The 22,869-nt window shown below is 68.0% G+C and carries 18 protein-coding genes and 2 tRNA genes; 3 read left to right on the top strand and 17 right to left on the bottom strand.

From position 1 onward, the window contains the following. From thrS to uvrB, 3 genes are all read right to left on the bottom strand, one after another. A complete protein-coding gene (gene thrS / locus G6N75_RS14080) occupies nucleotides 1-1,932 on the bottom strand; it encodes a threonine--tRNA ligase (protein ID WP_165348986.1) in 1,932 nt (643 codons plus the stop codon). An 86-nt stretch (nucleotides 1,933-2,018) separates the two neighbouring features. Next, nucleotides 2,019-2,093: transfer RNA gene (locus G6N75_RS14075), tRNA-Val, on the bottom strand. Nucleotides 2,094-2,149: 56 nt separating this feature from the next. Next, nucleotides 2,150-4,210, bottom strand: coding sequence for an excinuclease ABC subunit UvrB (uvrB, locus tag G6N75_RS14070; RefSeq protein ID WP_165348985.1), 2,061 nt, complete (start codon nucleotides 4,208-4,210; stop codon nucleotides 2,150-2,152). Nucleotides 4,211-4,335: 125 nt separating this feature from the next. On the opposite strand from uvrB, the gene G6N75_RS14065 reads away from it, so the two are divergent. The 3 genes from G6N75_RS14065 to G6N75_RS14055 all read left to right on the top strand — a co-directional run bounded on the left by G6N75_RS14065 (nucleotide 4,336) and on the right by G6N75_RS14055 (nucleotide 7,223). Continuing rightward, nucleotides 4,336-5,517, top strand: a complete 1,182-nt coding sequence (locus G6N75_RS14065) for a pyridoxal phosphate-dependent aminotransferase (RefSeq protein ID WP_165348984.1) — start codon at nucleotides 4,336-4,338, stop codon at nucleotides 5,515-5,517. A gap of 75 nt (nucleotides 5,518-5,592) precedes the next feature. Further along, nucleotides 5,593-5,668: transfer RNA gene (locus tag G6N75_RS14060), tRNA-Asn, on the top strand. Nucleotides 5,669-5,723: 55 nt separating this feature from the next. Then, complete coding sequence (locus G6N75_RS14055) at nucleotides 5,724-7,223, top strand: SLC13 family permease (RefSeq protein WP_346765540.1); 1,500 nt, start codon at nucleotides 5,724-5,726, stop codon at nucleotides 7,221-7,223. A 3-nt stretch (nucleotides 7,224-7,226) separates the two neighbouring features. Here G6N75_RS14055 and G6N75_RS14050 read toward each other — a convergent pair whose 3' ends face one another. The 14 genes from G6N75_RS14050 to rpsA all read right to left on the bottom strand — a co-directional run bounded on the left by G6N75_RS14050 (nucleotide 7,227) and on the right by rpsA (nucleotide 22,766). Then, nucleotides 7,227-7,733: a molybdenum cofactor biosynthesis protein MoaE gene (locus G6N75_RS14050; protein WP_206203136.1), complete on the bottom strand. Its 507-nt coding sequence runs from the start codon at nucleotides 7,731-7,733 to the stop codon at nucleotides 7,227-7,229. A 2-nt stretch (nucleotides 7,734-7,735) separates the two neighbouring features. Further along, complete coding sequence (moaD, locus tag G6N75_RS14045; protein WP_165348983.1) at nucleotides 7,736-7,975, bottom strand: molybdopterin converting factor subunit 1; 240 nt, start codon at nucleotides 7,973-7,975, stop codon at nucleotides 7,736-7,738. Further along, complete coding sequence (gene moaC / locus G6N75_RS14040; protein ID WP_165348982.1) at nucleotides 7,975-8,469, bottom strand: cyclic pyranopterin monophosphate synthase MoaC; 495 nt, start codon at nucleotides 8,467-8,469, stop codon at nucleotides 7,975-7,977. Before moaC ends, moaD begins: the two co-directional genes overlap by 1 nt. Next, nucleotides 8,466-9,524, bottom strand: a complete 1,059-nt coding sequence (moaA, locus tag G6N75_RS14035; RefSeq protein ID WP_346765539.1) for a GTP 3',8-cyclase MoaA — start codon at nucleotides 9,522-9,524, stop codon at nucleotides 8,466-8,468. The genes moaC and moaA overlap by 4 nt, the downstream gene beginning before the upstream one ends. Nucleotides 9,525-9,672: 148 nt before the next feature. Continuing rightward, a complete protein-coding gene (locus G6N75_RS14030) occupies nucleotides 9,673-11,817 on the bottom strand; it encodes an MtrB/PioB family decaheme-associated outer membrane protein (RefSeq protein WP_165348980.1) in 2,145 nt (714 codons plus the stop codon). Nucleotides 11,818-11,838: 21 nt separating this feature from the next. Continuing rightward, complete coding sequence (locus tag G6N75_RS14025; RefSeq protein WP_165348979.1) at nucleotides 11,839-12,786, bottom strand: DmsE family decaheme c-type cytochrome; 948 nt, start codon at nucleotides 12,784-12,786, stop codon at nucleotides 11,839-11,841. 20 nt (nucleotides 12,787-12,806) lie between these two features. After that, complete coding sequence (locus G6N75_RS14020; protein WP_165348978.1) at nucleotides 12,807-15,140, bottom strand: OmcA/MtrC family decaheme c-type cytochrome; 2,334 nt, start codon at nucleotides 15,138-15,140, stop codon at nucleotides 12,807-12,809. Between the two features lie 227 nt (nucleotides 15,141-15,367). Next, nucleotides 15,368-17,590 carry an OmcA/MtrC family decaheme c-type cytochrome gene (locus tag G6N75_RS14015; protein WP_206203135.1) on the bottom strand — a complete coding sequence of 741 codons (2,223 nt, stop codon included), beginning with the start codon at nucleotides 17,588-17,590 and terminating at the stop codon, nucleotides 15,368-15,370. 174 nt (nucleotides 17,591-17,764) lie between these two features. Beyond that, a complete protein-coding gene (gene galU / locus G6N75_RS14010) occupies nucleotides 17,765-18,637 on the bottom strand; it encodes a UTP--glucose-1-phosphate uridylyltransferase GalU (RefSeq protein WP_240901139.1) in 873 nt (290 codons plus the stop codon). 114 nt (nucleotides 18,638-18,751) lie between these two features. After that, the gene (locus tag G6N75_RS14005; RefSeq protein ID WP_165348975.1) at nucleotides 18,752-19,030 is read right to left on the bottom strand and encodes a ComEA family DNA-binding protein; all 279 of its coding nucleotides are present in this window, start codon (nucleotides 19,028-19,030) and stop codon (nucleotides 18,752-18,754) included. Nucleotides 19,031-19,119: 89 nt separating this feature from the next. After that, the gene (gene lapB, locus G6N75_RS14000) at nucleotides 19,120-20,343 is read right to left on the bottom strand and encodes a lipopolysaccharide assembly protein LapB (RefSeq protein WP_165348974.1); all 1,224 of its coding nucleotides are present in this window, start codon (nucleotides 20,341-20,343) and stop codon (nucleotides 19,120-19,122) included. After that, the gene (locus G6N75_RS13995) at nucleotides 20,330-20,608 is read right to left on the bottom strand and encodes a LapA family protein (protein ID WP_165348973.1); all 279 of its coding nucleotides are present in this window, start codon (nucleotides 20,606-20,608) and stop codon (nucleotides 20,330-20,332) included. Before G6N75_RS13995 ends, lapB begins: the two co-directional genes overlap by 14 nt. Before the next feature lie 91 nt (nucleotides 20,609-20,699). Continuing rightward, nucleotides 20,700-21,002, bottom strand: a complete 303-nt coding sequence (locus G6N75_RS13990; RefSeq protein WP_165348972.1) for an integration host factor subunit beta — start codon at nucleotides 21,000-21,002, stop codon at nucleotides 20,700-20,702. Between the two features lie 87 nt (nucleotides 21,003-21,089). Next, nucleotides 21,090-22,766, bottom strand: coding sequence for a 30S ribosomal protein S1 (gene rpsA, locus G6N75_RS13985; RefSeq protein ID WP_165348971.1), 1,677 nt, complete (start codon nucleotides 22,764-22,766; stop codon nucleotides 21,090-21,092). Between the last annotated feature and the right edge of the window lie 103 nt (nucleotides 22,767-22,869).

Genomic DNA, 22,869 nt, shown 5'->3' with positions numbered 1-22,869 from the left:
TCAATCCTCCATAACAGACCGGCCGCGCTTCGCTACCTCAGCCGCGAGGAATTCACCTGCCTGGTCGATGCTCATCGACCCGAGGTCCTCGCCGCTGCGCGAACGCACGGCCAGCAAACCAGCCTCTACCTCGCGGTCGCCAGCGACCAGGAGGAAAGGCACCTTTTGCAAAGTATGCTCACGGATTTTAAAGCCGATCTTCTCATTTCTCAAGTCCGATTCCACCCGAAACCCCTGATTGGCGAGGGTTTTCACGGCAGAATCCACATATTCGGCCTGGCGGTCGGTGATATTCATCGCCACGGCCTGCACCGGGGCCAGCCAGGCGGGGAAGCGGCCCTCGTAATGTTCGATGAGAATGCCGAAGAAACGCTCCAGCGAACCCAGCAGCGCGCGGTGGATCATGATCGGCCGGCGGCGGTCCCCGCTGGCCGCCACGTACTCCATGTCGAAGCGCTCGGGCAGGTTGAAATCCAGCTGGACGGTCGAGCACTGCCACTTGCGGCCGATGGCGTCCTCGATCTTCAAATCGATTTTCGGGCCGTAGAAGGCGCCGCCGCCTTCGTCGAGGATGTACTCGAGGCCCTTGCGCTCCAGCGCACCCTGCAGCGCGACGGTCGCCTTGTCCCAGATCTCCTGCGAGCCGACCGCCTTCTCCGGGCGGGTCGAGAGGTTCACCTCGTACTGGGTGAAGCCGAAGTCGCCCAGCATCTCCAGCGTCAGGTCGAGGACGCGCAGGACCTCTTCCTCGATCTGCTCCTCGCGGCAGAAGACGTGGGCATCATCCTGGGTGAAGCCGCGGACGCGCATCAGCCCGTGGAGCGCGCCGGACATCTCATGGCGATACACGGTGCCGAGCTCGGCCCACCGCATCGGCAGGTCGCGGTAGGAGCGCAGGCGATCCTTGTACACCAGCACGTGGAAGGGGCAGTTCATCGGCTTCAGCTGGTATTCCTGCCCGTCCTCCTCCATCGGCTTGTACATCGACTCCCGGTAGAAGTCGGTGTGGCCGGAGGTGTGCCAGAGGTCTTCCAGCGCGATATGAGGCGTAAACAGCAGCTCGTAGCCGTGCCTGCTGTGCTGGTCGCGCCAGTAGTCCTCGATCACGCGCCGGATCCGGGCCCCGCGCGGGTGCCAGAACACCAGGCCGCCGCCGGCGTCGTCCTGGATACTGAACAGGTCCAGTTCCCGGCCGATGCGGCGGTGGTCCCGCTTCTCGGCCTCTTCGAGACGTCGCAGGTAAGCCTTGAGCTGCTTGGCGTCCGGCCAGGCCGTGCCGTAGATCCGCTGCAGCTGCTCGTTGCGCGCATCGCCGCGCCAGTAGGCGCCTGCCACCTTGGTCAGCTTGAAGGCCTTCAGGAGCCCGGTACGGGGCACGTGGGGGCCGCGGCACAGGTCCCTGAAGTCGCCCTGGCCGTAAATGCTGAGGGTCTCGTCGGCGGGGATGTCCTCGATGATCCGGGCCTTGTATTCCTCGCCGATGCCGCGGAAGAAGGCCACGGCCTCGTCGCGGCCCATGACTTCGCGCTGCACCGGCTGGTCCGCCTCGGCCAGCTCTGCCATGCGCTGCTCGATCGCCGCCAGGTCCTCGGGCGTGAAGGCCCGCTCGAAGGCGAAGTCGTAGTAGAAGCCGTCCTCGATCACCGGCCCGATGGTCACCTGGGCGCTGGGGAACAGCTGCTTGACGGCCTGGGCCAGCAGGTGCGCGGTGGAGTGGCGGATGATCTCCAGGCCCTCTTCGTCCCGGCCCGTGACGATCGCGGCCTGCGCATCGCGCTCGATGCGGTAGGCGGTGTCCACCAGGCGGCCGTCCACGCGGCCGGCCACCGCGGCCTTGGCGAGGCCGGGGCCGATGTCGGCGGCCAGCTCCGCCACGGTGATGGGCGCATCGAAGCGGCGCTGACTTCCGTCAGGGAGGGTAATGACCGGCATGGGAACTCTGCTTGCTCAGATTCGGACCGCACGCCCCGGGAAGTTCATCCGGAGAATCCCTGCCGGGGGCGTGCCGATCGCGGAATTGGTAGGCGCGGGCGGGTTTGAACCGCCGACCCCTACGATGTCAACGTAGTGCTCTACCACTGAGCTACGCGCCTGGTTCAAGACGCGGAAGGATACCGGCGAAGTGCCCGCCGGGCAAGGCCTCGGGGCCTCAGCCGGCAAGGTGCGAGGGCAGCCCCAGCCCCTCCTCCCGGAGACGCTCGATCTCGTCGCGCAACTCGGCCGCACGCTCGAATTCCAGTTCCCGGGCATGCCGGTACATCTCCGCCTCGAGCTTGCGAATCCGCTTCATCACTTCTTCGGGGCTCAGCTTCTCGTAGGCCAGTCGCGGCTCGGCCACCTTGCGGCGGCCCGCTGCCGGGCCGGGCCGGGCGCCCGCCTCCCTGGCCCCCTCCATCACATCGGCGACACGCTTGACGATGGTCTGTGGCGTGATGCCGTGCTCCTCGTTGAAAGCGATCTGCTTGGCCCGCCGCCGGTTGGTTTCGTCGATCGCCCGCTGCATGGAGCCGGTCTCGCGGTCGGCATAAAGGATGGCCTTGCCGTGGATGTTACGGGCGGCCCGCCCGATCGTCTGGATCAGGGAACCCTCGGAGCGCAGGAAGCCTTCCTTGTCGGCGTCCAGGATCGCCACCAGCGACACCTCGGGCATGTCGAGGCCTTCGCGCAGCAGGTTGATGCCCACCAGCACGTCGAACTCGCCACGGCGCAGGTCGCGGATGATCTCGCTGCGCTCGACGGTGTCGATGTCGGAATGCAGGTACCGCACCCGGACTTCGTGCTCGGCCAGGTACTCGGTCAGGTCCTCGGCCATGCGCTTGGTCAGCGTGGTGATGAGCACGCGCTCCCGGCGCGCCACGCGCAGCCGGATCTCCGACAGCACGTCGTCCACCTGGTGCCGCACGGGCCGCACCTCTACTTCCGGATCGACCAGCCCGGTCGGCCGCACCACCTGCTCGATCACCTGGCCCGAGCGGTCCAGCTCGTAGCTTCGCGGCGTGGCGGAGACGTAGATGGTCTGGGGCGAGAGGGCCTCGAACTCGTCGAAGCGCAGCGGCCGGTTGTCCAGCGCCGAGGGCAGCCGAAAGCCGTACTCGACCAGCGTTTCCTTGCGGCTGCGATCGCCCTTGTACATGCCCCCGAGCTGCGGGATGGTCACGTGGGACTCGTCGACCACCAGCAGCGCGTTCGCCGGCAGGTAGTCGAACAGGCAGGGCGGCGGTTCGCCGGGCTCGCGCCCCGAGAGATAGCGGGAGTAGTTCTCGATGCCCTGGCAGTAGCCCAGTTCCTGGATCATCTCCAGGTCGAACATCGTGCGCTGTTCGAGCCGCTGGGCTTCCACCAGCTTGTCGGCCTGGCGCAGCACCTCGAGCCGCTCCCGGAGCTCGGCCTTGATCTCGTCGATGGCGGCCAGCAGGCGGTCGCGCGGCGTGACGTAGTGGGTCTTCGGGAAAATGGTGACGCGGGGCACCTTCCGCCGCAGCTCCCCCGTCAGCGGGTCGAACCAGCTCAACGACTCGATCTCGTCGTCGAACAGCTGCACCCGCAGGGCCTCCCGCTCGGACTCGGCGGGGAACACGTCGATCACGTCGCCGCGGACCCGGTAGGTGCCCTGGCGCAGGTCCATCTCGTTGCGCTGGTACTGCATGTCGGCGAGCCGGCGCAGGATGGTGCGCTGGGGCATCCGGTCCCCGCGGTCCAGGTGCAGCACCATCTGCAGGTAGGCGGCGGGGTCGCCGAGACCGTAAATCGAGGAAACCGTGGCCACGATGATGCTGTCCGGGCGCGACAGCAGCGCCTTGGTGGCGGAGAGCCGCATCTGCTCGATGTGCTGGTTCACCGAGGCGTCCTTCTCGATATAGGTGTCGGAGGACGGCACGTAGGCTTCGGGCTGGTAGTAGTCGTAATAGGAAACGAAATACTCCACCGCGTTGCCGGGAAAGAACTCGCGGAACTCGCCGTACAGCTGGGCGGCCAGGGTCTTGTTGTGGGCCAGCACCAGCGTCGGGCGCTGCAGCTCCTGGATCACGTTGGCGATGGTGTAGGTCTTGCCTGAGCCCGTGACGCCCAGCAGCGTCTGCGACGCCAGTCCGGCCTCCAGGCCGTTGACGAGGCCAAGGATGGCCTCCGGCTGGTCGCCGGCCGGCGCATAGTCGGAGACCAGCTCGAAGGGCCGGGCGTCGGGCGCTGCGGTATGCGGATCGTGGTTCATTTCGCGGGAATCCCTGACTGGACGGCGGCCGGCTTTCCTTTCAACATGTCGGCCACGGCCTGTACTTCGCTCCGGCGAGGCTGGCCGATGCCGCCTGCCACCCATTATGCACCAGGGGGTCAACCGTGGATTTTCGCCTGTCCGAGCGCATCACGCGCGTCAAGCCGTCACCCACCATGGCGGTCACCGCCAAGGCCGCCGAGCTGAAACGGGCGGGCAAGGACATCATCGGGCTGGGCGCCGGCGAGCCCGACTTCGACACCCCGGCCCACATCCGCGAGGCGGCGATCGAAGCGATCCGCGCGGGCCGCACCCGGTACACGGCCGTCGAGGGCATCCTGGAGTTGCGGGAAGCCATTTGCGAGAAATTCCGCCGCGATAACCATATCGAGTACCAGCCGGACCAGGTGCTGGTTTCCAGCGGCGCCAAGCAGAGCATCTACAACCTCTGCATGGCCCTGCTGGGCCCGGGGGACGAGGCGATCATTCCGGCGCCGTACTGGGTCTCGTATCCCGACATGGTGCTGCTGGCCGACGCCACCCCGGTGATCGTGGCCGCGGGCCCCGAACAGCACTTCAAGATCACGCCGGCGCAGCTCGAGGCGGCCATCACCCCGCGGACACGCCTGCTGATACTGAACAGCCCGAGCAATCCGACGGGCGTGGCCTACAGCCGCGCGGAGCTCGCCGCCCTGGCCGAGGTCGTCCGCCGCCATCCCGCGGTGATCGTCGCCACCGACGACATCTACGAGCACATCTACTGGGGCCGCGAGCCGTTCTGCACCTTGCTGACGGCGGCCCCGGACCTGCATGAACAGGTGGTGACCATCAACGGCGTATCCAAGGTCTATGCCATGACGGGCTGGCGCATCGGCTACGCCGCCGGGCCGCGCAAGCTCATCGGAGCGATGAAGAAGCTCCAGGGCCAGAGCACTTCCAACCCCAACTCCATCGCGCAGTACGCCTCCCTGGCCGCGCTGAGCGGGGACCAGGCCTGCATCGCCGAGATGAACGTGGCCTTCCGCCAGCGCCATGACTGGCTGCTCGAGGCCCTGAACAGCCTGCCGGGCTTCCGCTGCCTGCCGGCCGACGGCGCCTTTTATGCCTTCCCGGACGTCAGCGAGGCCATTGGCGGGCTGGACGGCGTCGCTGACGACACCGCCTTCGCCGCTTTCCTGCTCGAGCATGCCGGCGTCGCCGTCGTTCCCGGCGCGGCTTTCGGCGCCCCCGGGCACGAACGGCTGTCATTCGCCTGTTCACTGGAGACACTGGAGCGTGCGGTCGAGCGCATCCGGGCCGTGCTCTGAGTCCTCGCCTTGACAGTGGCCGGCACCGTACTTGAAAATTGCGCGCTTTCCCGGGCCTGGCCCGGGACCGTTTATTCCCCGGTAGCTCAGTTGGTAGAGCGACGGACTGTTAATCCGTTGGTCGCTGGTTCGAGTCCGGCCCGGGGAGCCAGACACCGGCAGGGGCTGCGACGTTGGTCGCAGCCCCTTTTCATTCCGGGGGCGGCGTGAGTTCCGCGGACGCGTACTCGCGCGGACAACGCCTCGGCCTCTTCCTGGGCCCGGCGTTCTTCGCGCTGATGCTGTTGCTGCCGGCGCCGGAGGGAATGACGGCCGCCGGCTGGTCCACGGCCGCAGTGGGCGCCCTGATGGCGATCTGGTGGGTCTCCGAGGCAGTCCCGATCCCGGCAACCGCCCTGCTCCCCATCCCGCTGTTTCCGCTGCTGGATGTCGGCACCGTGGGGCAGGCCACCGCGCCCTTCGCCAATCCCCTGATCTATCTCTTCATGGGCGGCTTCCTGCTGGCGATCGCCATGCAGCGCTGGAACCTCCACAAGCGTATCGCGCTGGGCATCATCGACCGGGTGGGCACGCGGCCGAACTCGATCGTCCTCGGCTTCATGATCGCCTCGGCCTTCCTCAGCCTCTGGGTGAGCAACACCGCCACGGCCCTGATGATGCTGCCGATCGGCATGTCCATCATCCACCTTGCGCGGCAACTGCCCTCCACCACCGAGGCCGAGCAACGCGACCTCAAGAATTTCGGCATCGTGCTGGTGCTCAGCATTGCCTATGCCTGCAATATCGGCGGGCTCGGCACGCTCATCGGCACGCCGCCGAATGCATTGCTGGCGGCCTTCGTGCTGGAAAGCTACGGTATCGAGATCGGCTTCGCGCAATGGATGCTCCTCGGCGTTCCCATGGTCGTGGTCGGTATCGCGCTCGCCTACGTGATCCTGACCCGCCTGAGTTTCCCCCTGCATCTGGACCAGTTGCCCGGCGGGCACGACCTGATCCATCGCGAGCGGGAACAGCTGGGCCCGGTCTCGCGCGAGGAGATCATGGTGGCGGTGGTCTTCGCGGCCACGGCTGCGCTGTGGATGTTCCGCCCGCTGCTGCAGCCCCTCGTGCCCGGCCTGAGCGACGCCGGCATCGCGATCGCCGCCGGCCTGGCGCTGTTCCTGGTGCCCTCCAACCTCGCGCGCGGCCAGTTCCTGCTCGACTGGGAGGACGCCCGCAAGCTGCCGTGGGGCATCCTGGTGCTCTTCGGCGGCGGCCTGAGCCTTGCCTCCGCCGTGACCCGCAACGGCGTCGACGCCTATATCGGCACGCTGGTCACGGGATTCGAGGCCTGGCCGACGCTGCTGCTGCTCGCTTTCGTGGTCGTGGTCGTCCTGCTGCTGACCGAGATGACCAGCAACACCGCCACGGCGGCCGCCTTTCTCCCGGTGCTGGGCGCGGCCGCGGTGGGCGTCGGGGAGAACCCCCTGCTGTTCGCGATTCCCGCGGCGCTGGCGGCATCCTGCGCCTTCATGCTGCCGGTGGCGACGCCGCCCAACGCGATCGTCTACGGCAGCAAGCTGCTCACGATCCCGATGATGATGCGGGCCGGCGCCTGGCTGAACGCCGTGTTCATCGGCCTGATTCTCGCCGCCGCCTATACCCTGATGCTGGCGGTGTTCACCATCGAGCCGGGTGTGCTCCCGGACTGGGCCCGCGGCGGCTGAGCCTCAGTCGGCGCTCGCGAGTCCCTCGGTCTCGCCGGCGGCCGCGCCCTCGTGCGCGTGGTCGTGATGGTGCTTGCCGTGGCCCGCGGCACGGCAGCGCTCGCAGTCCACCCAGGCCGATTCCCCTTCGAGGTAGTGCTCTTTCTTCCAGATCGGCAGCCGCTGCTTGAGTTCGTCGATGACGTAGCGGCAGGCCTTGAATGCCTCGTCGCGATGCGGTGCGGCGGCGCCGACCCAGACCGCGAGGTCCCCTACCGCCAGGTCGCCGATACGGTGCACGCAGGCCAGCCGGACCGGGCCGAAGCGCGCCTCGGCTTCGGCGAGGATCTGCATCCCCTCCGCGCGCGCCAGGTCCTCGTACGCCTCGTAGTGCAGCCCGGAAACCGCCCGGCCCTGGTGGTGATCGCGCACCCAGCCTTCGAAGGCAGTGTAGCCGCCGCAACCGGGGCTCATCAGTTCCTGCCGCAGCGCGGCGACGTCGACGTCCCGGGCACTGATTTCGAATTTCACCGCTAACCTCCCGACACTGGCGGAATGAACACGACCCGGTCGCCCGGCTGCAGGGCCACATCCCAGTCCGCGAACGCGTCATTGACCGCGACGCGCAGGTGGCGCCGCTCGGTGGCGAAGTCGTGACGCGCGTCCAGTTCCGTCCACAACTGCGCGGGGGTGGCGGCCGAGGTCTCCAGGGTTTCCCCTTCGCAACCCGCTTTTTCCCGCAGCCACGCGAAATAGTTGACCTGGACCTGCATCAGCCCGCGGCCCTCCAGTCGCCGCTCTTGCCGCCCGTCTTCTCCAGCAGCCGCGCGTCGCGCAGCACCAGCCCCTTGGAGAGCGACTTGCACATGTCGTAGACCGTCAGCCCGGCCACCGTCGCGCCGGTCAGGGCTTCCATCTCGACGCCGGTGCGGCCGTGCAGGCTGACGCGACAATCGATCACGGCGTCATCGCCGTCCATCGCGATCTCGATGGCGCAGTCCTCGAGCCCGAGCGGATGGCAGAACGGGATCAGCTCGTGCGTACGCTTGGCGGCCAGGACGCCGGCGACAATGGCGGTATGGAACACCGGGCCCTTGGCGGTCGCGAAGTCCTTCGCCGCCAGGGCTCGGGCCGCCTCGGGCGGGAAGCCGACGCGCATCCGGGCGTGGGCGGTGCGCCGGGTCACGGCCTTGCCGCCGACATCGACCATGCGCGGCCGACCGGCCGCGTCGACGTGAGTCAGCTTGTCGTCCGCCACTTTGCTCATCCGCCGATGTAGTACATCTCGATCTTTTCGACCCGGGCCTCGCGCCCGCCTTCGGCGCGCAGCTCGCTGTAGCGATCGGCCCGCACCGTCCACACCCGGTCGATGATCCGGCCCATCTCGGCGTCGTCCGCGCCGGCCCGGAGCGGGCCGCGCAGATCGGTGCCGCGGGCGGCGAACAGGCAGGTATAGAGACCGCCGTCCGAGGACAGGCGCGCGCGGGTGCAGTCGCCGCAGAAGGGCTGGGTGACCGAGCTGATGAAGCCGATCTCGCCGGCCCCGTCCTCGAACTGCCAGCGCTCCGCCACCTCGCCGCGGTAACCCGCCTCGACCGGCCGGATCGGCCAGCGCTCGGCGATCCGCTTGACCAGCTCAGATGAGGGAATGAGTTCCTTTTCGTCCCAGCCGTTCAGCGTGCCCACGTCCATGTACTCGATGAAGCGCACGACCACGCCGGTGTTCCGGAAGCGCTCCAGCAGGGCGTAGATGCCGCGCTCGTTGATCCCGCGCTGCACGACGGTATTCACCTTGATCGGCGCGAGCCCGGCCTCGATCGCGGCGTCGATCCCCTCGAGTACGCGCTCGGGCGTGCCCCGCCCGCCGCTCATGCGGCGGAACGTCCCTTCATCCAGCGCATCCAGGCTGACCGTGACCCGGTCGAGGCCGGCCGCTTTCAGGGCCGCCGCATGCTGCGCGAGCAGGATGCCGTTGGTGGTCAGGGCCAGGTCCTGCACGCCTTCGATCAGGCTGAGCTCGCCCACCAGGTCCACCAGCCCGGGCCGGAGGAGCGGCTCGCCGCCGGTCAGCCGCAGCTTGGTGACGCCGCGCTCCACGAACAGCCGCGCCAGGCGCGTGATCTCGGGAAACGACAGGCGCTCGTCAGAATGCAGGAACTGGAAGTCGCGATGGTACTGGTCTTCCGGCATGCAGTACGGGCAGCGGAAGTTGCAGCGGTCCATGACCGAAATGCGCAAGTCGCGCAGCGGCCGTCCGCGGCGGTCTTCCAGCGATCCGCCGCCAGGGGTCGGGGTCTTCGTTGTCGCGAGTCTGGACTCCACGCGGTACTCCCAATTAAGCGATCGCGAAAGTATCTCATGGGGCGCCACGCAGGTGCCAGCCGACCCCTGGACGCTGCATGCTGCGCTGCCACAGCAAAAAGGGGCGCCGAATGGCGCCCCTTCGACCGGAACCGGCCCGCAGCCGGGCCTATTCGTCTTCTTCCGCGTTGAGGAAGCGGTAGGTGAAGCCCAGCAGGAAGACGTTGACGTCGTAGTCGAGGGTATCGGCGCCGAAGGTGAGGACATTGGCGATGGTCGCCGGACCCACACCGTCCTTGGCCCAGTCGTCGGCCTCGAAATCCTCCCAGCGCCAGCCCGCATTGAGGCTCCAGCGTTCGTTCAGCCGCCAGTCGGCCATCAGCTGGACCCCGGTCAGCTTGGACTCCAGCGGCGGGAACGTATCCTGGGCCCCGCCCAGCGGGTCCTCGATGCGGAACTCTCCCCGCGTGTCCGCGCGCGTGAAGTCGGCGGTCAGGTCCAGTTTGCCGTCGGCCAGTCCCGGCCAGTTGAGCGCCACGCCGTACACGTCATGGCGGTCCTCGCTGGTGCCGGCCCAGTTGGGCGGAGCGGTGTTCGGCGCCACGAAACTGGCGGCCCCGATGGTCCGCGAGTCGTAATTCTCGCGGCTGAAGTAGCCGGTGACCCCCAGTTTCTCGCCCACGCGCACGCTTGCCTCGGCGCTGTACTGGTCGTAATCGGCCGACACCAGGCCGACCTCGCTCTGGTCATAGCTGTCACGCGCGGTTTCGAAGCGCATCGCCAGGCTGAAGCGACCGGCAGGCGTGAAGTCGGCCTCGGCCTGCACCAGGTCCCGGTCCCGGTCAGCCGTATGGTACTTGCGCAGCAACGGGTTCTGCGCGCTGCCGGCGCCGACCACCGGCGGGGCCAGTGCTTCACGTGCGTCCCGCGTGGTGCTCTCGGCCCGCAGGGCGAGGCCCAGCTGGTCGATGGGACGGAACCGCGCCCGGGCCCAGGTGCCGTCTTCCTCGGTTCGCCTCACGTCCTGGAAGTCCCGGTCGCGCACCTTGCTGCCCCACCCGGCGCCGACCTGGATGGCCCGGCTGTAACGGTAGTCAGCGGCGAAGGCCAGGTCGCGCGTCTCGTAGCTGTAGACCGGGTTGACCGCCGACAGGGTCTGGAACGCGTCAGCCTGCACCGGCGCCCAGTCGTACTGGGGCGACTTGTTGTCGCGCTCGCTCGAGCGGTACTCGCCGGTCAGGCGCAGCCGGCTGTTCGGCCGGGCGCTGAGCCGCAGGTTGGCGTTGGTGGTGTCGGCCTGGCCGTCGAACTCGGCCGCCGGCAGCGCCTGGGCCGGGATCGCGGGGTTGATGGTATACGGCAGCAGCGAGTCGCTGTTTTCCATCCGGCCGCGCGCATAGCTGGCGTTGAGCGTGGTGTCCCAGGTGACGAAGCGGTAGCCGCCCGAAATCATCCCCTGGTGGTACAGGTTGTCGGGCGCCATCGCCATGCGGCCCTGGTCCGGCCCGTTGAAGGGATTGTCCCAGGCCAGGGAAGTGTCCTGGTTGCTGAAGAAGGAGCCGTAGTAGCCGACGCGGACGTTCCATGTCTCGCCGCTGTAGATCAGCGCCGCATCGACCCGGTCGGTCTGGTAATCGAGCGGCTCGACCAGGTCGGCGGCCGTGCCGATGAAGCTGCCCCAGGTCAGGCCGCGCCCTTCCTTCGTCTCTGAGCTGGCGTCCACCTCGTAGCGCAGTCGCTCGGACTGCACGAACTCGAAGCCGAGACCCAGCGTCTTGCGGTCCCAGCCGAGCGTGAAATCCCTGAGGTTGGCGTCGAGTGCCGCCATATCGGAGGTGAAGTTGCCGCGGACCCACGACGACGGCAGCGTCAGCCGGCTGCTGCCGAGCCCGCCGAACACCGTCTGCACGGAGTCGTCCAGCCGCCGCGGGATCTCGTCCCACGACAGGTCCACCACCCAGTGCCCGCGCCGGCCGGCCTGCAGCGCGAGGCTCCGGGAATCCAGCCCGAGGTCCTGCGCCAGCAACGAGACGGCGTAGCCGCCCTCGGCCCGGTACAGCAGGTCGGCGTCGGCATTGAGGTAGGCCCCGCTCTCGTCCAGCCCGGTGTAGTCGCCAAAGCGGGCCGAGTCGTCCGAGACATTGAGCGCGGCGGCCCCGGCGTCGCCCTCGAGCCCCTTGTCAGGGAAGGGACAGCGCTTGCACTCCCAGCGCTCGAAGTCGGGCATTTCCTGGGCGCTCGCGGCGCCGCCGTGCAGGGCGATCGTGCCGAGCAGGGTCGCGACGAGCAGCTTGAGGTTGGTCTTCCGGTTCATCTCTGGCGTCTCCTGCGTCGCTCAGCGCATCAGCGCCTTGCCGGACGGATGGTTGGATCCGTGGACCTGCGCGTGGCAACTGAGGCAGTTGCCGCCCAGCAGGTACGCCGACGCGGACCCGTCGGCCAGGTCGCCGCTGCCATAGGGCACGGAGGGATGGCCCGCCGGCGTGTGACAGGACTGGCACAGCATCGGCGGCCGCCGTGTGAGCATCGCGGGATGGACGGCGCCATGCGGGTCATGACAGTTGCTGCAGTCCTCCACCACCGGCGCATGCTCCCATACCATCGGGCCGCGCTTTTCCGCGTGGCATTCGAAGCAGGTCTCGTTCAGTGTGGCGCGGATCAGCAGGCCCTCGGCGTTGCTGCCGTGGGGCTTGTGACAGTCGGTGCACGTTACCTGGCCCTGGCGCACCGGGTGCGCGGACGGCTTGAGGAAATGCGCCTCGACGTTGGCGTGGCAGGCGTAGCAGGCCTCGGCCTCGGTGCGCTTGTCGAGCACCGGGTCGCGGGGCTGGTGCGAGCTGTGGCAATCGGCGCAGGCGACGCTGTTGACGTCATGCGCGCTGCCCGCCCACTGCTCGCCGACATGGCCTTCATGGCACTGCAGGCACATCGCGTTCTGCTCCGGGATGGGGGTCTTGGCGTCCGAGCCGAAGTTGATGATGTAGGGCCGTGGCTCGCCGCGCGGCACGCGGCCGCCGTGCGCCCCGCCGGGACCGTGGCAGGCCTCGCACTGGAGCTGCTTCTCGCCGAAGGGCGAGCGCGGATCATGGGGGTTGCCGTGCGGGGTCTCGAAGATCCCCATCAGCGGGATCTCCCACCGGCGGTGACAGCCGATACATCCGTCGGCGCCGCGATCGCTGTAGGCCACCACTTCTTCTTCCTGGGCCTGCACGGTCGCCGGGACGCCACCCAGGAGGCCGCAAGCCAGCAGGGCCATGAACAGTACGCTTGATCTCAACAGCATGGTGCTTTCCTTCCGCTTGCCTAGCGCAGCCCGTGCATCACTTCGACGTCGGCGATGGCGCCGGGACCGTGGCAGATGCCGCAGCTCTCGATGAACGCGGAGACGGACTGCGCCTCGAGCGTTTCCTTGGTCACGCTGGTATCGGTCGCAGACGGCAGGTAGCCGCCGTTCTGCATGATGTGCAGCCGCGCCAGGTTGGCGATAGAAGTCGGCGCGCCCTGGTGGCAGGACCAGCAGGCTGCTGCCGTGGGCGTGATCGCCACGTCGTCGCGCCAGTCGGCCCGGTCCGCGCCGGTGTTGATGGTCACCGAGCGCGTCTGCTCGGCCGGCGGGTAGTAAGTGCCTTCCAAGTGGCAGGCGTTGCAGTTGGCCAGCGCCTGGGGATAGGTGATGTCGCGGTAATCGTGCGGCGTGTTGCCGAAGCCGTAGACCACGTTCTGCTGCGCATGGATTGCATGGATCATGAACCGCATGTCCACGCTCTCCTCGCCTTTACCGTCGAGCGGCGACGGCGTGGCCCAGCTGAAGCCGGCCCCGTCCCGCCGGCGGACGTCGGTGGCGTCAGGGTTGTGGCAGGTCGCGCACAGCTGGATGTTATCGGCACGATTGTTGCCGTGGAGGGCCAGCGACTCGTGGCAGGCGTTGCAGCTCTCGAGCGACACGATTTCCCGCCGGGGCTCGCCGGCGAAGAACACGTCGCCCTCGACCGGGATGCTGATCAGGGACCCGGTCGAGGGCGAGGCCACGATCGGGCGGCCCTCGAGCGCCACGGCGACGCCGCCCGTCGCAGCCGCCGGGAGCGGATTGGGCGCCGTGACGGTGTAGCTGCCGTCGGCGTTGCGGACGGCGTCCGTCTTCAGGGCTGCGAGCCCGATGGTCGCCGGCTGCGCGGGCGCCCCGGTGTCGACAGTGGCGCTGCCGCTGCCCTCGTTGGAGTAATCCGAGGTGTTCCAGGCGATATCCAGCGTCAGGCTGGCCGAGCCCTGGTTGAAGGGCGCGTCCGTGGTGATGTCGTAACGCGTGCCGTCGGCCGGATTGGTGACCGCAAAAGTGATGACCGGCTGCGACCCGGCCACGGCGTTCTCCACGGCCAGGATTTCATAGTCGAACTGCTCGCGGCCGATCAGCGTCGCTTCCTTGATCCCTCTCAGGTGATTCGCTTCGTTGCCGCCCGCAGAGCTGCCCGGCGCGTGGCAGCTGACGCAGGTGCCCTCAGCCGCCGGCCCGAAGTCATGTTCATAGGCGTATTGCGACAGGCCGGTCGCCGGGTCCGGCTGGGCGATGGCGAGACCCTCGATGTGGCAGCCGGCGCATACCGTGGAGCTCGCCGCCGACTTCCAGTTGTCGCCCTCGGGCGCCGCGGCGCTCGCCTCGTGGCAGTTCTCGCAGAACAGCGGCGACTGCGGGTAGGTCACGTTCGAGTAGTCGTGGCGGCTGCCGCCAAAGCCGTACACCACGTAGGGCTCGGTGCGCTCGGTGCCGAGGTGGATCGCGTGCGTCATGTAGGCCATGTCCACCGACTCGCCCGAATCGGGATCGATGGTGGCCGGGTTATGGCAGGTGACGCAATACTCGACCGTCACCCGCGGACCGCCGTGCAGTTCCAGCCGCTCATGGCAATTGCTGCAGTTCTCGTTGGCCGCGATGGTACGGGCCAGCGGCACGGCCGCGCCGGTGGCCGGGATGAAATCGAACACCGGATTGTCCGGGAACACCTGGTTGCCCGGCGCCTGCATCCTGAGCTCGAAGCCGACCCGGTGCACCACGTCGGGCTCGAAGCTGACGGCCAGCGGGCTGGTCACGTTGGCGGGATCGGTGGCGAAGGTGTAGCTGTAGGCACCGTCGCCGAGCTCGGAGAGCACGCCGTCGCGTCCCGACTCGGTGGTGGCCTGGACGGCCCGGGGCAGCGCCTGGGGCCCCGCAGAGGCGGTCTGGATGCGATTGATGTAGCTCTGCCATTGCGGCGCCAGCCCGTTGCCGGGGGGAGCGAGCTTGGCCAGCGTGAAACTGATCACGCCCGGATCGAGACCGAGGATGGCGTCACCCCCCTGGGTGGTGAGCGTGAACTCGACGACCGGCGTTCCGTTCAGCGCGACGCCGGTGATTTCCGCCTGGATCCGGCCGATGAGCTCGAGCTGGCGCTCGCTCAGCCCGCCGCCGTTGCCGATGACGATGTCGCCGAGCGGTCCGGGCGGGCCTTCGCCGCCGGGCGGGCCGACGGGGCCCGGGTCCCCGGAGGGGCCGGAGGGTCCGGCGGGCCCGTTGTCCCCGTCGCAACCGGCCAGCGCAAGGGAAAGAATTCCCGCCGCCAGCAATGCCTTGAGCCCGATAAAGCGTCCGGAAATCACGGTCATTGGCCTACCCTGTCCCCTGCTTGCGGCCGCGAGAGCCGCCGGGACTCTCAAGGGCCGCGAAACTACTGGAATTACAGCGTTCATTTCACGGGAGAACACCCCTCCCAAGAATCAGGACTTATACCTAAGCCACGGAAAATTAAGCACTCCGGATTCGCGCCAGGCACCCCGGAAAGAAAACGGGGGCCGGGTTTGCCCCGGCCCCCGCCAGCAGTTCCCCGCAATGCCTACAACTGGCCGTGGGCGGCTGCCGTGTCCGCGACCCGACCCGGGCCATGACAGAGCAGGCAGCTCTCCGTCAGCGATGAGGGAATGGGCATGTCGCCCTTCACGCCGTCGATGACGCCGCCGCTGCTCTCCATATGGGACTTCGCCGCGTTGCTGCTGTGGCAGCTGACGCAGGCCGCGGTGGTCGCGGATGTCGCGATGTCGTCCGCCCAGCTCAGAGGATCCGCACCCTCGTCGTAAGACACCGGGCGCGCCGTGTCGCGGGCGGCGTAGAAGGTCCCTTCCGCATGGCAGCCCTGGCAGTTCGCAACGCTGTGTGGATAGGTGACGCCTTCGAAGCCCGGGTACACCGCGGCATGGATCTCGTGCAGCATCGGGCCGAGGGCGATGGTCGTAAGGCCCAGGTTCACATAGGCCGCGTCCGCGTTGTGGCAGACAGCACAAGTCTCCGGATCACCCGCCCGGGCGCTGCCGTGGTAGACGACCTGGACGTGGCAGGCCTCGCAGGCCTCCTGGGTAACGATGCGAGCACGCTGCTGGCCCGGGAAGAACACTGCATTGTCCGGATAGGCGCGGGTGCCGTCCTCGAGCACGCGACGCCCTTCCAGATGCACCACCAGGTCGCCGGGATAAGCGAGCGGCAGCGCGTCGGCCGTGAAACTGAAGGTGCCGTCGCCGTTGTCGGTGATGTCGGCCTTGCGCGCGATCAGGTCGTAGCTGTCCGGCTGGCCCTGCTCGTTCGCCTGGCTGCCGTCCGGCAGGGGAAAGCCGTTGTACACCTCGTCGGCCGACCAGCCGATGTTGATGCGCAGGCGAGTGCCGCTGGTGTTGAAGGTCGGGCCGTCGATGACGTCGAGCGGCGTGCCGTCGGCGCCCAGGATGCGGAACGTCACGGTCGGCGTGTCGCCGGGCGCCGTGTTCACCACGCTGAGGATCTCGTAGGTGAAGTCCTCGCCCTGGGTCGTGCGCTGGCGCGCAGAGTCGGTGATGTTGGCGTGGATCACGCCGGCGGAAGCCACGATGGTGCCGTTGTGGCACTGCGTGCAGACGCCGGTCTGGAAGGTGCCGATGGGTGTGGTCTGGTGCGCATAGCTGTAGATCGGCCGGCCCGTGACCGCGTCCGGCACGCCGAGTACCAGCCCTTCGACATGGCAGCCGCCGCAGGTAGTCGCGGTGACGGTCGCGTCGAACGCGTCGCCCGCAGGCGTTTCCGGCGACGCCTCGTGGCAGCTCTCGCAGAACAGGATGTCCTGCGGGTAGGTGACCCCGCCGTAGGCGTGCCGGCGATCGCCAAAGCCGTAGACTACGTATTCCTCGGCGCGGTTCGGCCCCATGTGAATGGAGTGCGCCATGTAGGCCATGTCGAGGGACTCGCCGGTATCCTGGTCGATGGTGTCCGGGTTGTGGCAGGTCACGCAGTATTCCATGGTGAAGCGCGGGCCGCCGTGGAACGACAGCCGCTCATGACAGGCGTTGCAGTCGACCGTCCCGGCGATCTGCCGCTCCAGCGCCACGATCGCGCCGGTCGCGGGAATGAAATCCATCACCGGGTTGTCGGGCGCGATGTCGCGCAAAGCGCTGCCGCCCCCGCCGCGAATCTCGAGGCCCACCCGATGCACCAGCTCGGGCTCATAGGCCACGGCCACCGGGTCGGTGACGTTGGCGGGATCGGTGGCGTAGGTGTACTCGTACACGCCCTCGCCCAGCTCGAGCAGCGTGCCGGCGCTGCCGTTCTCGGTGGTGGCCTGCAGCGATTGCTCCAGCACGTTCGGGGTAGCGGCGGCGTTGGCCACCTCGAGCCGGTTGATGTAGCTGACCCAGGCCGCAGGAATCCCGTCCACGGCCGGTTGCAGCTTGTTGAGCGTGAAGTTCAGCAGTTCAGGCGCGATCTGCAGCGCCGGCCGGCCGTCGGCCGCCGTGACGCTGAAGGTGATCGTCGGCGGGCTGGCGATGACGACATCGGTGATGTCCACCACCAGGGTGCCGATCTCGGCCGCCTGTTCGGCGCTGAGGTCGCCGCTGCCGATGATCACGACGGCCGTCGCGGGCGGTCCGGGCGGGCCTTCGGGTCCCGGCGGTCCGCCAGCTCCCGGCGGCCCCTCCGGACCCGTCGGACCCGGCGGGCCGTCATCTCCGCTGCAACCGGCAAGCACGAGGGAAAGGCAGGCCAGCGCGGTGAGCGTGGCGATGCCGGCCCGGCGGAAAGTTCGAGTCTTGGTCATTGGGATAGTCCCCCGAAGGTCGCGACTGTCAGGCGTCGATCCCGCGCGGCACCGTACCGCGCGGGATTCTGCGCCTGACCTGCATTGCACCCCAGGGGCCAGGGGACAGCTATTCGTGAATCTACGTAAAGCTTTGCCCCTGCAGGAAAAAAGACGCGCGATCCTGGCCGGGCGCTAGAACGCCATGTCGCGCAGGTGCTGGCGGAACTCAGGCCCGAGCTCGGGATGCTTCAGCCCGTAATGCACGGTCGCCTCCAGGTAGCCGAGCTTGCTCCCGCAATCAAAGCGCAAGCCATTGAATTCATGCCCGAAAACCGGCTCCTCCGCGAGCAGCCGGGCGATCGCGTCGGTGAGCTGGATCTCGCCCCCGGCGCCGGCGCCGGTGTCGGCCAGGAGCTCGAAGATCCGCGGCGTCAGGATATAGCGCCCCACGACGGCGAGGTTCGACGGGGCGTCTTCCGGCTTCGGCTTCTCCACGATTCCCCGCAGCCGCCGCAGTCCCTCGGCCACGGGCTCGGCGTCGATGATGCCGTATTGCCGGGTCTGGGTGCGCGGTACCTCTTCGACGCCGAGCACGCTGCCGCCCTCGGCCTCGAAGACGCGCGCCATCTGCCCGAGGCAGCTTTCCTCCGCGTCGATCAGGTCGTCGGCCAGGTGCACGAAGAACGGCTGGTTGCCCACCACCGGGCGGGCGCAGAGCACGGCATGCCCCAGGCCCAGCGGTTCGCCCTGGCGGACGTAAATGCAGTTCACGTGCGGCGGGACCGTGTTGCGTACCATATCGAGCAGCTCGTCCTTGTCCTTGCTGGCCAGGAGCAGCTCCAACTCCGGATCGACGTCGAAATGGTCCTCGATGGCCCGCTTGTTGCGCCCGGTGATGAAGACGAGGTTGGTCGCCCCCGCGGCAATGGCCTCTTCGACGGCGTACTGGATCAGCGGCTTGTCGACGACAGGGAGCATTTCCTTCGGGCTCGCCTTGGTGGCGGGAAGGAAACGGGTGCCCTTGCCGGCTACCGGAAAGACGGCGTAGCGGATCTTTGCGCTCAAGCGGGGCCTCCTGCGATGTGCGGTCCTTGGAACCGCCGGCATGCTTGCACAGGGCCACGCGCCATGCAATGAACCGGGTGGCGGTTTCCGGGCCACCGCCACCCGGCCGCCCGCCTACTCCGGCCGATCCGGGGCGGACACCGTGATCAGCTCTCGATTGTCTTCCAGCACTCGCTCGCTGATGCCCTTGACCAGCACGAGATCGTCGGCCGACCTGAACGGCCCGTTCGCCTCCCGCCAGGCGACGATGGCCTCGGCGCGCGCCGGGCCGATACCCTTCAGTTCGCGCGCCAGCGTCTCGGCATCGGCCTCGTTGAGGTCCACTGGGCCCGCCCAGGCGAGCATGGGCAACAGGGCCAGGCTGGCCAGCAGCTTCACAGCATGACGAATCATCGGTAATCCCTCCTTGGCTTGTGGATGCGGCCACACCGGCCACGGCCATCATGTTCGCCCCGGGCGGCGCCCGACACGAGAGGGATAATTCAGCGGTTGGGGCCGGATTCGCGGGGCACGGCGCGTGGATCCAGCATGGCCTCGAAGCGGAACTTCGTCACCGGCCGCGTGGCGCCCCAGGTGCGGCAGCTGGGACACTGCCAGTACAGCGTATTGCCGGAGAAGCCGCAGACATTGCAGCGATAGCGCGGGCTGGCCCTGGCGATCCGCTGCATGGCCCGGCTGATGCGGCGGATGGCGGCGTCACGGCCGCCGTCGCTCGCGAGGGTCGGCCGCAGCATCTCCAGGATCTCGGTCAGGATCGGGTTGCTGGCGACGAAGTCGACGATGCACTGGCGCGTGGTCGGGTCGTCGAAGCCGCCGTCGGCAATTGCTGCAAAGGCGACGCCGGGCCGCCACTCCGGGTGTTTCGCCAGCGCGGCTTCCAGCCAATGCCCGAACTCGCCGGCCTTGCCCAGCTCGGCATAGCTGCGGCGCAGCTCGGGCAGGACATCGACGAGGAAACCGCCGTCCCGCTCGAGCGCCTGCTCGTACAGGCGCACGGCCAGGCGGTGGTCGCCTTCGAGCTGCGCGACCTGGGCCCGCATCATGGCACCGCGCACGCCCTGGCGGTCGGCCCCCTGCGCCCGCTTCAGCCAGTGGCGCGCTGCGAGCAGGTCGCCGCGGCCCACGGCCTCCTGCGCCAGCTCGCAACAGTAATGCGCCACCGTTTCGCCGCCGGCCCGGCCCGACGTCGACGCCAGCTGGTCCATCGCCCCGATGGCCTGTTCCCAGTCGCGCTGCAATTCGTAAATCCGCACCAGCCCGAGCAGGCCGAGTTCACGCCGCACGGCCCCTCGGGCGAGCTGGCCGTAGACCTGCTCGGCCCGGTCGAACAGGCCGGCCTTGAAATAATCCTCGGCGAGCTCGTTCAAGGCCCGGGCCCGGGCCTCGCGCGGGAGGTCGGGGCGCGCAACCAGGTTCTGGTGCACCTTGATCGCCCGCTCGGTCTCGCCCCGCTTGCGGAACAGCGCCCCGAGCGCGAAATGCGTGTCCACGGTGTCCGCATCCAGGTCGACCATGCGGATGAACACCTCGAGGGCCTTGTCCGGTTCCTCGTTGAGCAGGTAGTTGAGGCCCTGGAAATACTCGGCCGAGACCTGGGCCCGGCCGGCGGGGGCAGGCGCGCGCAGGCTGCGGCGGGCGAAATACCAGCCAAGGCCGGCGGCGGCCGCGAACAGCAGCAGCAGCAGGAGACTGTCAGCCGCGCTCATCTACCGCCAGGCCGCCGCCCGTCTTCTGCGCCTCGTGGCGCAGCCGCCGCTTCTGGTTCGCCAGGCGCAGCATTCGCGGCAGCATCGACAGCAGTCCGAGTACCCAGCCCAGTGCGATGGCCAGGATGAAGGCGAGTCCCAGCGGCACCTGCCACAGGGCAAAGCCCAGTTCGAGATCCACCTCGCCGGGGTTCATGGCGGTAAACAGGACGGCCACCGCAAGGGCCGCGACGAAGACGACGGCTGTGAGGACCCGCTTGAACATGACAACTCGCCCGAGGCGCGCCGCGGCGCGTTACAGGCGGGATTGTATCAGCGGGCGCGCCGGCGCGCGGCAACGCGCGGGCCGGACCGGGTCAGGCCTTGATGGGGTTGTGCCGCCCTTCGTTGACCCGCTCGCGAAGGTCCTTGCCGGGCTTGAAATGCGGCACGTACTTGCCGGACAGCGCCACCGCTTCGCCGGTCTTCGGGTTCCGCCCGATGCGTGGCGGCCGGAAATGGAGTGAGAAACTCCCGAAGCCGCGAATCTCGATGCGCTCGCCGTTGGCCAGGCTGTTGCTCATCACCTCGATGAGATGCTTGACCGCCAGTTCGACGTCCTTGGCGTTGAGATGGCTCTGCCGCCGGGAGATGGCTTCGATCAGTTCAGACTTTGTCATGGTTTCGATCCGTCCCCTTTCGCCCTCACGACCCCGGGACCCGGCGGAAAGGACGGGCCGCCCGCAGGCGGCCCGCCATGGCTCCGGTCAGGAGTTTTCCTGGCTGGAAATCTGCTCCTTGAGCAGGTCGCCCAGGCTGGTCCCGGTGCTGCTATCCGATTTCTTGTAGCTCTGCATTGCCTCGGCCTCTTCCCAGGCCTCCTTCGCCTTGATGGAGAGCGAGATCTGGCGGCTCTTTCGATCCAGCCCGATGAACCGGGCCTCGATCTCCTCGCCCGGCTTGAGCACCGAGCGGGCATCCTCGACTCGCTCGCGGGACAGCTCGGAGGCGCGCAGGTAGGCCTCGAGGCCGTCCACGTCCACCGTGGCGCCCTTGGCGTCCACCTCGGTCACCGTGCCGCGCACGATGCTGCCCTTGGGGTGGTCCGCCAGCCAGGCGGACATCGGGTCGCGGTCGAGCTGCTTGATGCCGAGGGAAATCCGCTCGCGCTCCGGGTCGATGGAAAGCACCACCGCCTCGAGTTCCTCGCCCTTGCGGTAGTTGCGCACGGCCTCCTCGCCCGCCAGCTCCCAGGAGAGGTCGGACAGGTGCACCAGGCCGTCGATGCCGCCGTCCAGGCCGATGAAGATGCCGAAGTCGGTGATCGACTTGATCACGCCGCGCACGCGGTCGCCCTTGTTGAAGGTCGCGGCGAACTCGTTCCACGGGTTGGGCATGCACTGCTTGATGCCGAGCGACACGCGACGGCGCTCCTCGTCGATCTCCAGCACCATGACCTCGATCTCGTCGCCGATCTGCACCACCTTGGACGGATTGACGTTCTTGTTGGTCCAGTCCATCTCGGACACGTGCACCAGGCCCTCGACGCCATCCTCGATTTCCACGAAGGCGCCGTAATCGGCCAGGTTGGTGACCCGCCCGAACAGCCGCGAACCGGCGGGGTAGCGCCGCGCGATGTCCTGCCACGGGTCCTCGCCGAGCTGCTTCAGGCCGAGGGAGACACGATTGCGCTCGCGGTCGAACTTCAGCACCTTGACCTGGATCTCGTCGCCGACGTTCACGACCTCGGAGGGGTTCTTGACCCGGCGCCACGCCATGTCAGTGATGTGCAGCAGGCCGTCGATGCCGCCGAGGTCGACGAAGGCGCCGTAGTCGGTCAGGTTCTTGACGATACCCGGGAGCACCGCGCCCTCGGTCAGGTTCTTCAGCAGCTCCTCGCGCTCGACGCTGTGCTCGGCCTCGACCACCGCACGGCGGGAGACGACGACATTGTTGCGCTTGCGGTCCAGCTTGATGACCTTGAATTCGAGCATCTTGCCCTCGAGGTAGCTGGGATCGCGCACGGGGCGCACGTCCACCAGCGAACCGGGCAGGAAGGCCCGCACCAGCTCGAGTTCGACGGTAAAGCCGCCCTTGACCCGGCCGGTGATCATGCCCTGGACGACCTCTTCCTGCTCGAAGGCTTCCTCGAGGACGGTCCAGGTGCGGGCGCGCTTGGCCTTGTCGCGGGACAGGCGAGTCTCGCCGAAGCCGTCCTCGACGGCATCGAGCGCGACTTCGACCTCGTCGCCGACGGCGACCTCGAACTCACCCTTCTCGTTCTTGAACTGCTCGGCCGGGATGACCGACTCGGACTTCAGCCCGGCGGAGACGATGACGACATCGTCGTTGATCTCGACCACCTTCCCCTTGAGGATGGCGCCGGGACGAATCTGCTGGCTGGCAAAACTCTGCTCAAAGAGCTCGGCAAAACTTTCTGACATGGTTGAATGATCCAACGGCCCGCAGGCCGACCTGTAGTTGATCCGGCGACACGTCCCTGCCGCACCGGGTATGCAATATAAAAAGCTCCCGTTTCCCTGGGAG

This window comes from Thioalkalivibrio sp. XN8 (assembly GCF_011058255.1).
Lineage (GTDB): Bacteria > Pseudomonadota > Gammaproteobacteria > Steroidobacterales > XN24 > XN24.
Note: the sequence above shows the minus strand (reverse complement) of the source record. Positions and strands in the feature narration are given on the sequence as shown.